We start from the raw sequence: 13,376 nt of genomic DNA on the forward strand, positions 1-13,376 counted from the left end.
TGATCGGCATGAATCAAGCACATGAATGGTCGACGCTCGGTCGTCTGGACCTGAACCTGTTCCGCGTCTTCGAGGTGGTCTACCGCGAACGCAACCTGACCCGCGCGGCGGACGTCCTGCACCTGAGCCAGTCGGCGGTCAGCCACGCCCTGGCGCGCCTGCGCGAGCAGATCGGCGACCCGCTGTTCGTCCGCCACGGCCGCGGCGTGGCGCCGACGCCGCTGGCCGAGCAACTGGCGCCGGACATCCAGCACGCCTTGAACGGCCTGCGCCGTAGCGTGATCCGCCGCCAGGACTTCGACCCGCAGCGCGACCAGCGCACCTTCCACCTGAACATGCCCGAGCAACTGGAGCCGGTGGTGCTGCCGAGCATCCTCGACCACCTGCAGCGCGTTGCCCCGCAGGTCGGCGTGCGCAGCAGCAGCGTGCACTGGGCGGAGCTGAAACAGGAACTGGCCGCCGGCCGCATCGACTTCGCCATCGAAATCGCCCGCCCCACCGACGCCACCCTGCGCCACCGGCAACTGTGGCGCGACGACCTGTGCGTAATGGCCGGCCCGGCCTTCACCGGCGAATTGACGGCGGAACGCTACCTGGCCGCCGAACACGTCGCCGTCACCTCGCGGCGCCGCGGCATCTGCATAGAAGACCTGGCGCTCGGCCAACTCGGCCTGACCCGCCAGGTGCGCCAGCATTGCCAACACTACCTGTCGGCCGCGCTGCTGGTGTCGCAAAGCGATTGCCTGCTGACCATGGCCAGGCGCTACGCCGAACTGCTCAACCGCGGCCTGGGCAACCGCCTGCTGCCAATGCCCCTGGAACTGCCGCCGGTGACGCTGAACCTCTACTGGTCACGGCACGCCGATGGCGAGGCCGGGAACCAGTGGCTGCGCGGGCAGTTGATGGAGGTGGTGAAGCGGATGCGTTGAGGTCGGTGGCTACGCCTAAAGCCATTTCCCGCTGACCAGCATGCCGTCGATCAGCGCCAGCCACAGCGTGGCCGGGATGTTGAGCAGTTGCAGCCAATGAAGCGTCCTGGGGCCGCGGAACGACCAGAAGGACAAGGCTATCAAGGCCAGGGGAAGCAACTGCAGCCAGGCGAACAGTTGCCCATTCACCTCCCGATGCCAACCGCCGAACCCGATGACGAGCGCGAGCAAAAACAGCAACAGCGCGCACGCCCCATGGGCAGACGAAATCAGCCGCAAGGCCATCGGGGTGCCGGCGGGCGCGGTCTTGAAATACCAGTAGCTCGTCGAAAGCAGGATGAGGACGCAGAGCACTTCCATGGCCTTGCCTCGTGGCGGGGGAGGGATGGAACACAGTGTGTAATTACAGGCCCGGCAACAAAAAGCCCCCGACGAGGCGAGGGCTTCTGGAAGCGGCGCAGCGCTTACTGCAGCAGCACCAGGTCGATGCCTTCAGGCTTCAGCTTGAGCAGCAGCACGTCGTAGTAGAACGCCAGCGCACCAAAGCCGACGCAGAACACCAGCATGCTCAAGGTGCCGCCAACCATGCCGTCGCGGTCGGCGATGGCGAACAGGCCGAAGATGAAGCCGAACAGGAACAGCCCGGAAAGGAGCTTGCAGACCAGCCGTACCAGGCCGCGGAAGGTGTAGAGCAGGTGGAACAGAACGGTCTTGATGGCGCGCATGGCGACCTCCGTGTCGTTGATGAAAGCGAGCGCCGAGTCCATCGGCTGAATGGGGGGATTATGCCAGAGCTGGCGGCGGTGTCGCTGCCCCAGGCTGTGCCAGAAGGGAATACTCCCCCCTTTTTCGCTTTCAAGCCGTGGTATTCACCCCGGTCCCGCTGGTGCTGCTGCCGGACTCCGTCAGCGCCTCGGAGTAGGCGGCATAGGCCGTCGCCACCGCAGCGCTGGCGGTCGCAACCCGCGCCCGGGCAGCTTGCTCCTGAACCTGGCGGGCCTGCTTCTCCTCCTCGGTCTGGTTGCCGCCGCTCTGGCTGACCTTGGCTAGTTCCTGTTCGGCTTCCTGCAGCTCCTTTTGCGCCTGTTCCACAGCCTCCTTGAGTTTCTCCAGCGTGCTATCCGAGGTGCTGCTGGAACTGCTGCCGCTCCCCCCGGCGCCACCGGCCCCGCCAGCACCCTGCGCCGAACCGCTTGCATTGGTTTGGGATGTGCTCGTTGCACTGGAGGCGGTGCTGCTGTCGTCACTCGTCGACGCGGTGGCGGTGGATGAGTTTGAGTTGGAAGTGAAGCGGAGATTCATGTTGCTGACGGACGAGATGCTGGACATCGAAAGGCTCCGGATCGTAATGGATACCCGGCATGGCGGCCTTCGCGGGGAAACCTTTAGTGGGGTTTGTTAGCGGCTTGGTATCGGTTCGGATACTTCGTTCGAGAAGGGCGCGAAAGCGGAAGAGGAGGGCGGCCGATTCATGTGGATCGAACTCGATGCCGAAGTACGTCCGCTTTCAATTACCGCCTGCGCACGCCTCAGCCTTTTTCTGCGCAGTTCTCTCGGTTGGATGCTGCTCATGCTGCTGCCACCAGAATTGACACTGCGCTGAGGCGAAGCGTTTCTCCTGCGCCACCCTGGCTTGTTCCGCCTGAGCCTGGGCGAGTTGTTCGGCTTTCTGCTGTCGCAGCGCCTCTTCTTCCTGCGCTACTCGTTGGCGCAACTCGGCTTGGGCTCTTTGCGAATCCCGTTCGGCCTGGCGCATGGCTTGCTGCAGGTAGAGGCCGGCGTCATTGAGCGCGGCCTTGATGCGCTGCTCCTGGATGTAGTCGTAAAGCAGCTTTCCGCCCCAGATACCGCCCACGATGATTAAGGCGGCCAGGATGATGGCGTGGCTGGGGTCCATCGGCTGATGGGCGCGGCGGGTAGGAGCCAGCCTGCGGCCAAGACGTTCGTTGCGATCGTCTATTTCCTCGTCCATGTCGAGGCTGAGGCTTTTCAGTTGCTCGTCGATTTCGCGCTTTGCCATACCAACTGCGTTCCTTGCTGCACTTCCTGTGATCGAACCTTGTGGAAATCCCTAGCCCGCAGGGTTGGCCTGGTCGTGATCGGGACTTGTCTGCCCGATCTCCGGAAGCACCTCACCGGTGCTCAGCCACCAGCGGTAGTGCGGGTAGACCTTACCGAGGATTTCCACCTCATCGGCGCCAACCCGCGCCCTCCCGCGTTTGATGCTGACCCAGCGGTTGTAGTCCGTGTCGCCTGCGCGCGTCAGTTCGCTCAGGTTGCTCTGGCTTATCAGTCGAAGTGCTCTCTCGGTGATGCTCATTCAATTGGTAACTGATTGTTTTGGACTATGTACAAATCATAGGCCTGGAAGGTATTTTGACTATGTGCATGAACATAGTTCATGAAATAAGTCGTCCATAAGCCGCCATAGTGCAGCAAAGGCTATGGGTGTGGAAGAAAGCCATTAGGGAGTGGGTGTTATGAACCAACCAGATCTGAATCTCGACCTGTGCACCATCGAAGCTTTTGGTCGGATGTGTGTTTTGCCTGACGAGGTGGTAGCCGAGTGGATCGAGGCTGGCGTGTTGCCGAGTCGGAGCATTGCCGGTATCTGTCTGGTCGATCTGAGGAGGCTTTTCGCTGCGCAGTTCAGCGGCAAGCAGAGCGTTTCAGCATGTGGGAACTAGGTGGGAGGAGGAGGAGGCCAGCGATAGAGCAGCCACAAAAAGGTTCCTGTAAGAGTCACCAAGTGCTTGATCTGTTTAGGGGGATTTGAATCATGTATAGCGTCGTTCTAGAGCTTCCCAAACACTAGCCGCGGATGAAGAACTTAGGTTTATCTCTTATCGTTTCAATAATTTCGAAATTTTTGTTGACGTCATACTGAGCCAGCCCGAGTAGCCGTCGGGCTGTTCCGTTATCAGTTTTCGTATCCAATTATATATTATGATCGGCTTTCACCCGGGCCATGCAGTTGGCGGGCGTTATTCTAGACTTCCCTGCTCGGGTTTGTAGTTCTTGCTTGCACGCAAAGATATTCCATATTTGTAGAAATTTTTTCCTTTCATCTGCTGGATCCCAGTCTGGATGACTACGCCAAGGGCCTGCCCACCTACTGCACATTTCTGAAAATAGTGCTCTGTTCATAGTGAAAACTAACGATTCAAGCGTGGCAGCAGCACTTTGAAGAAATGCGAAATCAATTTGAATTTCTACTGGTTTGGCGCAAGATTTGATTTTTATTTGTACAGCATTTCTTCCTGGAAGTATTCCAGAGTTATGTACTAAGCCATGTCTGAGATGGCAGATGACATCAAACTCATCAAGTATGCTGTTGAAGGTGCTTCCCTTCATGTCGTATCCAAGATAGCTTTTGGCAGCTGAAGTTAGTTCTTTTGCAGAGGCGAAGGACATATGTTCGAATGCACTTCGTCTGAACTCATCCTTTCCATGCCATAGGGCACCGCCTAAATTAATCTGTTTTTCGGCGGAAGTTTTTTTGCAAACAGGACAAATGTCTAGTGCAGCAGAAAGAATGGATCGAAAATATCCTTCGACTGAAGATATTAGCCCTAATAGAAGGAGTCCACCAAGTCTATTCATTTGGCTTAGATTTGCTATGGTTCCATAGTTAAGTATTTCTCTAGAGCTCTTGAAGTAATAATCTATTGGAGAGGGTATCTCCACTTGCTGCATGCAAACTGCTAAATTAGATAGCGTTGCGGTCGGGGGGGCACTACAAACGTAATCCTCTACATTCATAATTGCACCATTACGATACGTATTCTTCGGCGGCGCCGACGATTTTCACTGCTCTGGCTTTTTTGATGTACTTAATTGACATCAACTGCTCTCTGCTGCTATCAATTAGAATATCTCTAACTTTCCTTATTTGTGAGTGCTTTTTAATCCGGTCTTTGATTGCCGTGGAAATATCTAGTACGGATATGTCCTGGTCTGCAAGATGCTCGTACGCTGATGATGACTTCAGACGTGCTCCGCAATAAGAGCAAAAATGTGCTTCAGGGGTAGACCGCTCCTTCCCGCAAGCTTGACATTGAGGGAGGGATATCTTGAAGTCAGAGCCGCTAAGTTTTGAGGCTTCTAGTATCTTATTAGAAAATGTCCTTGGCCAAAGAGAGTGCTTTTTAGCTCTCAATACTTCCAAAAAGAGAGAGATAGATTTAGTTCTTCTGCTAACAATGGCATTATCAGTTACAAGGTCCCCAATGTGTAGTTCATAAACTGAAAAGATGCCGTTTTCTCCTCTTGAGAACTCGCCAATAGGCATTATAAGGCCTGCGTATTGATAGAAGCTCATGACTTTTTCAAGATTTGGGTCTAGAGGACTCCTAATCCCGAACTGCATAGTCTGTTCGGCCCTGTCTTTGCCCGCGTTAAAATCCTTGATGCTATCTAATAAGGTCCGATATATGAAGTCGCCATTTTGGACGTAGCTTTTTAGTGAAGGGAGTTTTGCCTCCAGCGAGGAGTAGACCCTATGGGACATTTCTTTACCGCTTCGAGACAAGGATAGAACTTTTGCTTTTGAAAGAGATCCGTCAGTATTGAAGTAAGATTCGGGAGAGTTATAGATGGCTCGCAGCATTCCGAGAAAAGCTCGAGGGATACCGAAGGAGCAGTACGCAAGGAAGGCTATGTCATCTTTATTCTCATCTATAAGGCTGATTTGAGTTCCTTTAAAACGCTTTCTTGCTAGTTCTAGCATGAAAGTCTCATAGTCTTCGCCTGAAGGTTTCACCCAAACATCAATTTGTTCCGCATCATGCCCAACTTGAAATGAGGGAGAGTGTGAGGTGATGCCTGGATAAACTGCGGCTTTAGGGGATATTGATTTTGATTTGACTGCGCGGAAGAAGTCGAAAAAATCTTCCTGCTGTTTTTCTGAGAACGCGTGCGCTGCGTCATCGATAAGAAGAACGCATCGGTTTATATTGTTTCGATCTAAAATTTCATGGATTGTGTGTTGAAGGAATGCGATGCTAAAGCTCTCAATTTCAATGCTGTCGATAGCACCAGCCTCGATCTTAACCAACGTTCGTTCGATGAAGTCTTTTTTGGGGAGCGACTCTGGAAGGCTTATACTCTCAAACTTATCTAACGTCGATCGAAGGGCCTCAATAACCTTCAATGTTAACCACCCTTTGAACCAGAATGGGGCGTTTGCGCTTTTGCTATATAATGGTTCTATTTTTAAGGCTAATTTGAAGTTGACATAGACAGGCAATGCCTGCGGACCAACTGCATTCAGCATTTGATGGAATGCTTTAAGCATGAGAGTGCTTTTGCCGCAACCACGAGGGCCAATGAGCAGCTTTGCACCACCCCCCATCAGTTTGCGTAAAATTGACTCTTCTCTAGGATGCTCAATGGTAAGTTCCGCGAAGCTTTCGGTATCAATGTACTCCGCTTGTTCGATGAAGTTTACTTCGAATGGAAGTTCATCGCCGGACTCGGCCGTGGTAATAGCTTTGATCATTTTTCTATGTGCCGTTTTGAGGGCTGTAAATTTAATTAAGTTGACTCGTTTTTCTAAAAATTATGAGCGTGGATAGATATTCTGAGATTGATGGTTGCTTGCATGTAGGGGAATAATTAATGAGGTCGTTGGATTAATGAAGACGTCCAGAAATAAATAAACTTTTCCAGCATCAGTGAGAGCCTCTCCTTGGAACTGTCTGAAAGGATTTATTTTCTCTATTCTGGTTCTTGCAACTCCCTCGGACCCCAGTAACTCATGCATTCCGCTCAAACTCCTCGCCATTCGGCCTCGTCTGCCCAACCTCAGGCGCTACCTGCCCACTCGCCAACCAAAGTGCGTACTGCGGATACAAACGCACCAGCGCCTCTACCTCTTGGGTGCTGATCCGGGTTCGCTTGTCGTAGCGGACCGTTCGCCAGCGGGTGCCGCTGATCTCGGTGCGCTTCACCAGTTCGTCCAGGCCTGTCCTGTCGACAAGCGCTCTCACTCGGTCGTCTATCGAATCCATGTGAAATGGTATTTTACATTTGTAATATACAAATACCTCTGTACCTTTCGTATATTACAAAAACGGGTGAGGTAAGCCTTCTGGGTTGAGGAGCCCGGCGCCGCTGAATCACGCCCGAATAGTGCAGCAAAAAGCCATGGAGATGGAAGAACGCCCACAAGGGGGAGTGCTATGAACCAACCAGACCTGAATCTCGACCTGTGCACCATCGAAGCCTTTGGCGGGATGTGTGTTTTGCCTGATGAGGTGGTAGCCGAGTGGATCGAGGCTGGGGTGTTGCCGAGCCGGACTATCGCTGGCATTCGCTTGGTCGATTTGGGGCGGCTGAACGCCGAACGCTTCAACGACAAGGTTTGCCGGCCAAGTGAAAGTGTTGATTAGCAAGCAGCGCTAATCGGCGTCTGTCAGGAAGTGGTGTGGAAGGAGGTTCTGATGGCCAGAAAGTTTTCTGAGCTCAAGGCTAAGATGTCGCAGCAAGCTCAGGCCCGCCTTGAGGCCAAAGCCAAGGCCCTGTTGGACGAAATGTCGTCGACGGACCAGCCAGAGCAAGAATCGCAGGCACAAAAAAGGCACTTGCGTGAGTCGCCAAGTGCCTGATCTGTCTGTTTGGTGGGCCGGGGTAATCTGAAATGACTTTCTATCTGCATGAAATTTAAATAAAAAACCCGGTTAAGAAATTCTGTGGAATGCCATTTGGAATACCTCTTAGCTGGATTTGAACTGGAGGCACCTGACACGGCTTGGTGCAGGTCTCTAGCTTTCACGGCTCGTTAGGTCGGGCGTTCAGTGGTCAGGCGGTCTCTGAGGTCCATGTAGGCCAGCGCGCTTTTAAGGTCCTTCATTCTGGCCTCAATACGCTCGTTGATGTCGTCGTCGCTGTCAGAAGAGGGTATTCCGTCAGGGTACTTCCGCTCCCACTGGGCGAGAAGCCTCAGGTATCGCTCTACGTGTTTTAGTGCTTCGTCCCGTTGAGCGCTCATGGACGCCGTTATCTGGCCGGCAATTTTGCGCTCCCTTGAAATTGATTCCTTGAGCTGTTTTTCGTAGTTCTTCTCGGCTTCGGCCGCTTGCCCTGCCTTATCTATAAGCGCGGTGATTACGGCCGTTTCGCTTGTCTCATGCCGCTTGGCAAGATGCTTCAACCTAGAGATGGTTTCTTTGCTAAGGGTGAACGTCAGCGGCTTCCTGCCGTTGCTATCGGACCGGTACCGACGTTGCCGTACAGCGCCCTGCAGTCTGATGACAAGCTCAGGGTCATTCTTCCGGATTTTTCCGATGGCAGAAACCACGTTTTCGTAGGTTCCCAGTCGATTGGTCGGATTGGGCGCTATCGACTTTATGTACTCGGAATCGAGTCGTTGCACCAGGTAGTCAGCTGCCCACTCCCACTCACCATCCTGCCGGCGCAGCCACCTCAGCGGTTTCTCATTCTCTGACATTACATCCTCCAAAGAGGGCGACTCACGCCTAGCTAGAATTTTTGAAAATAACCGTTACGGTTTCGATATGCAATACGATACAAAACCGTTATTAGTAACGTTTTGATGTTTAGTCGGTTGTGTTTTGATGTGTTATATGAGTTGATACTGCTCGTATGTATGAATAATACAGGGTGTAAAAACCGTGAATTGGAGAGAAATTTGAAATGGCTCTTCTCTTCGAAAGCCTATTGGATGCAGATTCTTCTTTTTCACCTGATACTCGCTTCATATTAGAAGTCATAGCCAGAGATCCAGGGTACTGGCGAGATTCAGCGAGAAAGCGGAGCGTGAAGCCGTTTGCGAAGACGCTCCATGTGGAGGAGAAAGTCGTCTCTGCCGCGTTGAACGAGCTAGTCGATGCCGGTGTCATGAAGCGTCATGTTGTCCCACGAGCGGGAAGCGCAGGGCGGGCATCGGTTGCCTACACGCTAGGTTCGTGTCATGTGGACGCATTGATAGGGGATGACTCCTACCCTCAACATGCCGAGCTGTTGCAGGTGCTGTTCTCGGGCGCGGACATGGCTTTTCCTGTGCTCGGACGTGAGCCTGATGAGGGTGACGAACAAGACGAACAAGACGAGCAAGACGAACAAGGCGAGCAAGACGAACAAGACGAACAAGACGAACAAGGCGAGCAAGACGAAAAAGACGAAAAAGGAGGGGGGAAGATGGCTGCGGAGAAGCCTAAAAAGAAGAGGCATCCGCCGCCAGGTGGTCGTGGGCGGCTGAGCATCCGTAATCGTCTGCTTTTTGCGGTTTTGCTCTCTCGCTCTGATCAGTTTGGTGAGGTACAGATCGGATTCCCTGAACTGGCCCAGCTCACGGGCATGAAGCCTACGCAAGTTAAAAATCGCCTCTTTCGCCTGATGCACCTTGGGCTGATTCGTCGTTATGTGGCGGGGCTTTCGAGCAAGGTTTTCGCCTTGCGCAAAGTCAACAGCACCTACTTCCTGAATATCGATGCCCTCGGGCCGCAGGGAAGTATTGCCATACACATCGCACGTGACCCGGAGGCTAAGAGGTTTATCCATGCTGACCTTCTTCAAGGCGATTGTGCGAAAGCCATGAGGGGCGAGTCCGACGGAGTAAGGACACCCAGCAGCCTTCTCCAGCTCTTGGCTGGGCAGGAATGGGGAGTCTTTTCCCTGTTCCAACATCTGCTCTCCAGGTACGCCTCTCATCTGCTATCTCGCCACTGGCAAGATTTGGGTTCTGGGGTGCAGATTGAAGACGCGGAGCTGATGACGTCTATTAAGAAGGACTTCATCAGGGAGCCACAGCTTGGGGCGGTAAGTGAAACCGATATTGAGTCAGAGGAGGGAGCCAGCAGCGAAGCTCCGAGTAAGCTGAAAGATGGAGCAGGTGGTGATGCCGAGCAAACCTGCGAGAGCATCTACTCGCTGGCGATGGATATCGCACGTGAGTACCGGGAGCGATTTGGCCAGGCTAACTGGGTGGACTTCGAGTCGGCGGATGTTCGAATTCTTCCGGCGAAGCGGCGGACCGGATACAGAGCCATTACGCTCATGCTCCAGCCGGCGCCTGTGGATCTCGGCCGCTTCACGGTGTTTTTCGAGGGCCCTCGGGGAAGTTTGAAAGTAGGGCTGGCGAATGATGAGACCGAAATAACCCTGAAGAGTCGATTGCGGTTCGGGTTGGCCACCTTGCCGCCCAAGGCGAGAAAGGTTCGGGCGCAGTAAAAAAATCCCCGGTGTGCAGATCTTCTGAGCTAATAGAGGAGCCTGCTCATGAGGATCATCCGCCTGAAAGAAGTCATCGATTCGACCGGCCTGGCACGGTCGACCATCTACAAGTACATCGGGGAGGGCACCTTCCCGAAACCCGTCTCTCTGGGTGACCGTTGTGTCGGTTGGGTCGATAGCGAAGTTTACGACTGGATCTTGGCCAGGATCGAGGAGCGCGACTCGGTCAGTGACTCTCCCGTCCGATTTGGCCGCTTGGGTGTGGCCGGCTAATCATTAAGCATCGGCGCCATGACCGGCTGCGGCTGGTCATGGCGTTTATGCCGAATGGGCGGCAGTATGCCTTAGCCCTCCTGGTGGGCCGTCAATGTTGCTCCTCATTGCCGGGGCCATCGGGAGGGTACGCAGTTTGATTGCTGGCTGTATCAAGATGGATGGTCGATGGTTTATTTCCGGAGTAAGTGCAGAGAAGAATTTCCCGGTGTGCCCGGTGAGAAACACCCTTCGATCACGGCGTAGCTGAAAGGATCCTGTGCGGTGTGGGTAATATGCTTTTACTAGCTATTCACTACCCTTGGATTTGAGCCACTCCTGATCTTTCTATCTCTAGATTTCTACCCATAGGCTCGGATGCCCACTACACCATAGAGCAATAGCATCTCCTGCCTGTAGGGGCTCTGGACGGCATCGAGGGGAGCAGCAAGCACCTGTTGGACTGGTGCTATCTCTCAGATAACTCCCAGTGCCCGGCTCTGTGATTTCTCCCGACTACGCTTGACATTCTTCGTCTGGATGCTCGATGGCGCTTGGTGTTTTGCAAGCAGGATAGTGGGGTTTATTGATATAGATAGCTACTAACCATCTCTATCAATCTATCTAATCCATTCATCTACTCCATCGCTAACCATCTCCAATAACCTATCACTAATCCATCCACCTCTACTCACTAATGGCTAGCTACAACAGGAACCTAGCTACCCACCTCTCCAGTTTAAAAATACCCACTCCGTACTTGGTATGCCTTAAACCAACCAGGTACACACCATGACCAATCAAGCAGCGAAACACCTCTCCCAATCCGACATCGCTATCCAGATCGAACGACTCGTGAATGCAGTCATCCGTCATGACTGTCCTGCATTCAGGATCAGCTACGACGCACAGGGGGATGAGGTTGTCGAGAGAACCAGGCTCTCTCGGTACTTCGACCACATTCGGCAGATGTATCACCTGGTGCATGACGAGACGTATGCCCTGAGTGAACACCTGCTTGCGTTCAAGGAAGCGTGCTACGACATCGGCATCGAGTTCGGGATGTTCGGGATGACGTGCATGGATGAGAGCGAGGGAGGGCTCCTGTCAGAGGCCCAGACCTACAATTGGCTCGTGGAGAGGATCCGGGAGCACGTGCAGACCAAGTGGTTCAAGCGTGGGAAGCATGACCGTGTATGCCGGGAGAAACGCAATCGGCAAGCAGTCATCGAGTACGTAGAGCGGGTGATGGCTAGCCGCTCTCGTACCGTAGTGGTGAGGGTGAATCTGTACTACCGGGAAGCAGCACGTGCTCGCCTGAAGGTAGAGGACGTCTTCGAGGACCTGGACAGGCTGATCCGAGCTAGGGAATACGATCCGGTCTTCCAACACGAGACGGGCTATATCTGCGCTGTGGAGCAAGGGGAGGACATGGGCTATCACATCCATGCAGCCTTCTTCTTCGATGGCCGGAAGGTGCTCATGGACATCGCCAAGGCTAAAGCGATTGGCAAGCTGTGGGAGAGGATCACGGATGGCTGGGGGTACTTCCACAGCTGCAACCATGACAAGGCACGGTACAAGGAGCGGTGCGGGGTAGGGATGTTCAAGCATCGCGACAGTACAGGTAAGCAGAACGTCGTCGACGCCTGCCACTACCTGATCGAGGACGGACAGTCTTTGCGAGTGAAGCCAGTGGGAGCCAGGTGTCTTCGCTTGGGGCGCCTGACCAGCTTGTCGGAACGTGCTGACCACGCTCTGACTCCATCTCGTTGGGCCCGTTAACGGTAGTGATGGATTGCGACCCAGAGCAGTCTCAATCCAGCGTTGATGGTCTTGACTGGTTGCCTGCGGTTCCGATGCCAACGTAGGCTGACCTTGTTTCCGATGCGCGGGAACAAGGCATCCATTCCATAGCCGAACCTTCTGAAGCAGCTCTCCATGACATCGATGCGACGTCCGCCTCCGCTTCAACTTCTTCCGGCATTTGAAGCCTCGGCCAGACTTCTGAGTTTCAGCAAGGCCGCCCAGGAACTGCACCTGACGACTTCGGCGATCAGCCAGCAGATCAAACAGCTGGAAAATCAGTTGGGGCTGCCACTGTTCCGGCGCCTGACTCGGCGCCTGGAACTCACGGATGCGGGCCACCAGTTTGCTCGGGTAGCCTCGCAGACGCTGGCGACATATCGACAGGGGCACGCCGAATTCGCCCATCGTTTCGACAGGCCGACGCTGCGGTTGAGCATGACGCCCCTCATTGCACATGAGTTCCTGCTTCCCCACGTCGAGGTTTTCCAGGCCCGCCATCCGGGGGTGAGCCTTTCGCTCGAAGCCAGCATGGAGTTGGTCGATTTCGAAAAGGAGTCGGTCGATGCTGCCATCCGTGTCGGCCACGGCCATTGGCCCGGACTGGAATCCTGGCTGCTGTGCGGATGCGAGGCAGTGCTGCTCGCGGTCCCCTCTCTGCTGGCGCGGCATCCGGTGAACCGACTGGAAGACCTGGAGCACCACACGTTGATCCGCCGCAGGCATGAGCAGTTCGGCTGGGAGTCTCTGGCGAGTCTCGCCAAGGTTCCCACCGTCCCGAGCAAAGGGGACCTGCTGGTGGATTCCGACCTGGCTGCCCTGCATGCGGCGGAACGGGGTCTGGGGATCGCGCTGGGCTTCCTGCCGGCGGGGACACCGTTTTCGAAACTCTGGCCGGACAACCGCCTGGTGGCAGTGCTGCCGCCGCTGACGACGCCACTCAGCGCTTACTTCGTATTCCGTCCTGACAACGGAAAGGCTGAACTGCTCAGGGATGCCTTCGACTGGATTCGTTCCCAGGTGACACCGGTGTCCAGTCATGATGGTTAAGTAGGGCTTAATCGTGTGACAGAAATCATCGTTCGTCATGCGCAGGGCCAGTCCTTAGAGTCGTCTGCACACGCAGGTTGCTGCAGCGAGGGCTCCCATGAACGCATTCCAGTCAGAAAAGCCATCGGTCGAATATCCCGAATC

Annotated in this window: 17 protein-coding genes; 8 read left to right on the forward strand and 9 right to left on the reverse strand. The window is 54.4% G+C overall.

The features are described 5' to 3' along the window. Positions 1-8 precede the first annotated feature (8 nt). On the forward strand, positions 9-929 hold the full coding sequence (locus QSJ95_RS30945; RefSeq protein WP_285647495.1) for a LysR family transcriptional regulator: 921 nt from the start codon (positions 9-11) through the stop codon (positions 927-929). A 15-nt stretch (positions 930-944) separates the two neighbouring features. Here QSJ95_RS30945 and QSJ95_RS30950 read toward each other — a convergent pair whose 3' ends face one another. The 5 genes from QSJ95_RS30950 to QSJ95_RS30970 form a co-directional block, all read right to left on the reverse strand. Then, the gene (locus QSJ95_RS30950) at positions 945-1,289 is read right to left on the reverse strand and encodes a hypothetical protein (protein ID WP_285647497.1); all 345 of its coding nucleotides are present in this window, start codon (positions 1,287-1,289) and stop codon (positions 945-947) included. Between the two features lie 104 nt (positions 1,290-1,393). Further along, positions 1,394-1,654, reverse strand: a complete 261-nt coding sequence (locus QSJ95_RS30955; RefSeq protein WP_009613102.1) for a hypothetical protein — start codon at positions 1,652-1,654, stop codon at positions 1,394-1,396. 130 nt (positions 1,655-1,784) lie between these two features. Further along, positions 1,785-2,258 carry a hypothetical protein gene (locus tag QSJ95_RS30960; RefSeq protein WP_285647500.1) on the reverse strand — a complete coding sequence of 158 codons (474 nt, stop codon included), beginning with the start codon at positions 2,256-2,258 and terminating at the stop codon, positions 1,785-1,787. Positions 2,259-2,436: 178 nt separating this feature from the next. After that, positions 2,437-2,949, reverse strand: a complete 513-nt coding sequence (locus QSJ95_RS30965) for a hypothetical protein (protein ID WP_285647502.1) — start codon at positions 2,947-2,949, stop codon at positions 2,437-2,439. A gap of 51 nt (positions 2,950-3,000) precedes the next feature. Further along, positions 3,001-3,249, reverse strand: a complete 249-nt coding sequence (locus tag QSJ95_RS30970; protein ID WP_009613099.1) for a hypothetical protein — start codon at positions 3,247-3,249, stop codon at positions 3,001-3,003. A 160-nt stretch (positions 3,250-3,409) separates the two neighbouring features. Here QSJ95_RS30970 and QSJ95_RS30975 point away from each other — a divergent pair, with 160 nt between their 5' ends. Beyond that, the gene (locus QSJ95_RS30975) at positions 3,410-3,616 is read left to right on the forward strand and encodes a hypothetical protein (RefSeq protein WP_285647505.1); all 207 of its coding nucleotides are present in this window, start codon (positions 3,410-3,412) and stop codon (positions 3,614-3,616) included. Positions 3,617-3,866: 250 nt separating this feature from the next. Here the strand turns inward: QSJ95_RS30975 and QSJ95_RS30980 are convergent, their stop codons facing one another. From QSJ95_RS30980 to QSJ95_RS30990, 3 genes are all read right to left on the reverse strand, one after another. Then, complete coding sequence (locus QSJ95_RS30980) at positions 3,867-4,625, reverse strand: hypothetical protein (protein ID WP_285647507.1); 759 nt, start codon at positions 4,623-4,625, stop codon at positions 3,867-3,869. A 76-nt stretch (positions 4,626-4,701) separates the two neighbouring features. After that, on the reverse strand, positions 4,702-6,429 hold the full coding sequence (locus QSJ95_RS30985) for a zinc ribbon domain-containing protein (protein ID WP_285647509.1): 1,728 nt from the start codon (positions 6,427-6,429) through the stop codon (positions 4,702-4,704). 256 nt (positions 6,430-6,685) lie between these two features. Next, a complete protein-coding gene (locus QSJ95_RS30990) occupies positions 6,686-6,940 on the reverse strand; it encodes a hypothetical protein (RefSeq protein WP_285647511.1) in 255 nt (84 codons plus the stop codon). A 171-nt stretch (positions 6,941-7,111) separates the two neighbouring features. Between QSJ95_RS30990 and QSJ95_RS30995 the strand changes: the two genes are divergently transcribed. Next, the gene (locus tag QSJ95_RS30995) at positions 7,112-7,321 is read left to right on the forward strand and encodes a hypothetical protein (RefSeq protein WP_043318627.1); all 210 of its coding nucleotides are present in this window, start codon (positions 7,112-7,114) and stop codon (positions 7,319-7,321) included. Positions 7,322-7,372: 51 nt separating this feature from the next. Next, positions 7,373-7,537: a hypothetical protein gene (locus QSJ95_RS31000; protein ID WP_159458823.1), complete on the forward strand. Its 165-nt coding sequence runs from the start codon at positions 7,373-7,375 to the stop codon at positions 7,535-7,537. A gap of 173 nt (positions 7,538-7,710) precedes the next feature. Here QSJ95_RS31000 and QSJ95_RS31005 read toward each other — a convergent pair whose 3' ends face one another. Next, the gene (locus QSJ95_RS31005; protein ID WP_023082734.1) at positions 7,711-8,379 is read right to left on the reverse strand and encodes a hypothetical protein; all 669 of its coding nucleotides are present in this window, start codon (positions 8,377-8,379) and stop codon (positions 7,711-7,713) included. 206 nt (positions 8,380-8,585) lie between these two features. Between QSJ95_RS31005 and QSJ95_RS31010 the strand changes: the two genes are divergently transcribed. The 4 genes from QSJ95_RS31010 (at position 8,586) to QSJ95_RS31025 (ending at position 13,232) form a co-directional block, all read left to right on the forward strand. Continuing rightward, the gene (locus tag QSJ95_RS31010; RefSeq protein ID WP_160329399.1) at positions 8,586-10,121 is read left to right on the forward strand and encodes a hypothetical protein; all 1,536 of its coding nucleotides are present in this window, start codon (positions 8,586-8,588) and stop codon (positions 10,119-10,121) included. 48 nt (positions 10,122-10,169) lie between these two features. Next, a complete protein-coding gene (locus QSJ95_RS31015; protein ID WP_023082732.1) occupies positions 10,170-10,397 on the forward strand; it encodes a helix-turn-helix transcriptional regulator in 228 nt (75 codons plus the stop codon). Positions 10,398-11,168: 771 nt separating this feature from the next. Beyond that, positions 11,169-12,161, forward strand: a complete 993-nt coding sequence (locus QSJ95_RS31020) for a YagK/YfjJ domain-containing protein (RefSeq protein WP_058488350.1) — start codon at positions 11,169-11,171, stop codon at positions 12,159-12,161. 156 nt (positions 12,162-12,317) lie between these two features. Then, on the forward strand, positions 12,318-13,232 hold the full coding sequence (locus QSJ95_RS31025; RefSeq protein ID WP_058488351.1) for a LysR substrate-binding domain-containing protein: 915 nt from the start codon (positions 12,318-12,320) through the stop codon (positions 13,230-13,232). The last annotated feature ends 144 nt before the right edge of the window (positions 13,233-13,376 follow it).

The organism is Pseudomonas sp. NBRC 100443 (assembly GCF_030268185.1).
Taxonomy (GTDB): domain Bacteria; phylum Pseudomonadota; class Gammaproteobacteria; order Pseudomonadales; family Pseudomonadaceae; genus Pseudomonas; species Pseudomonas citronellolis.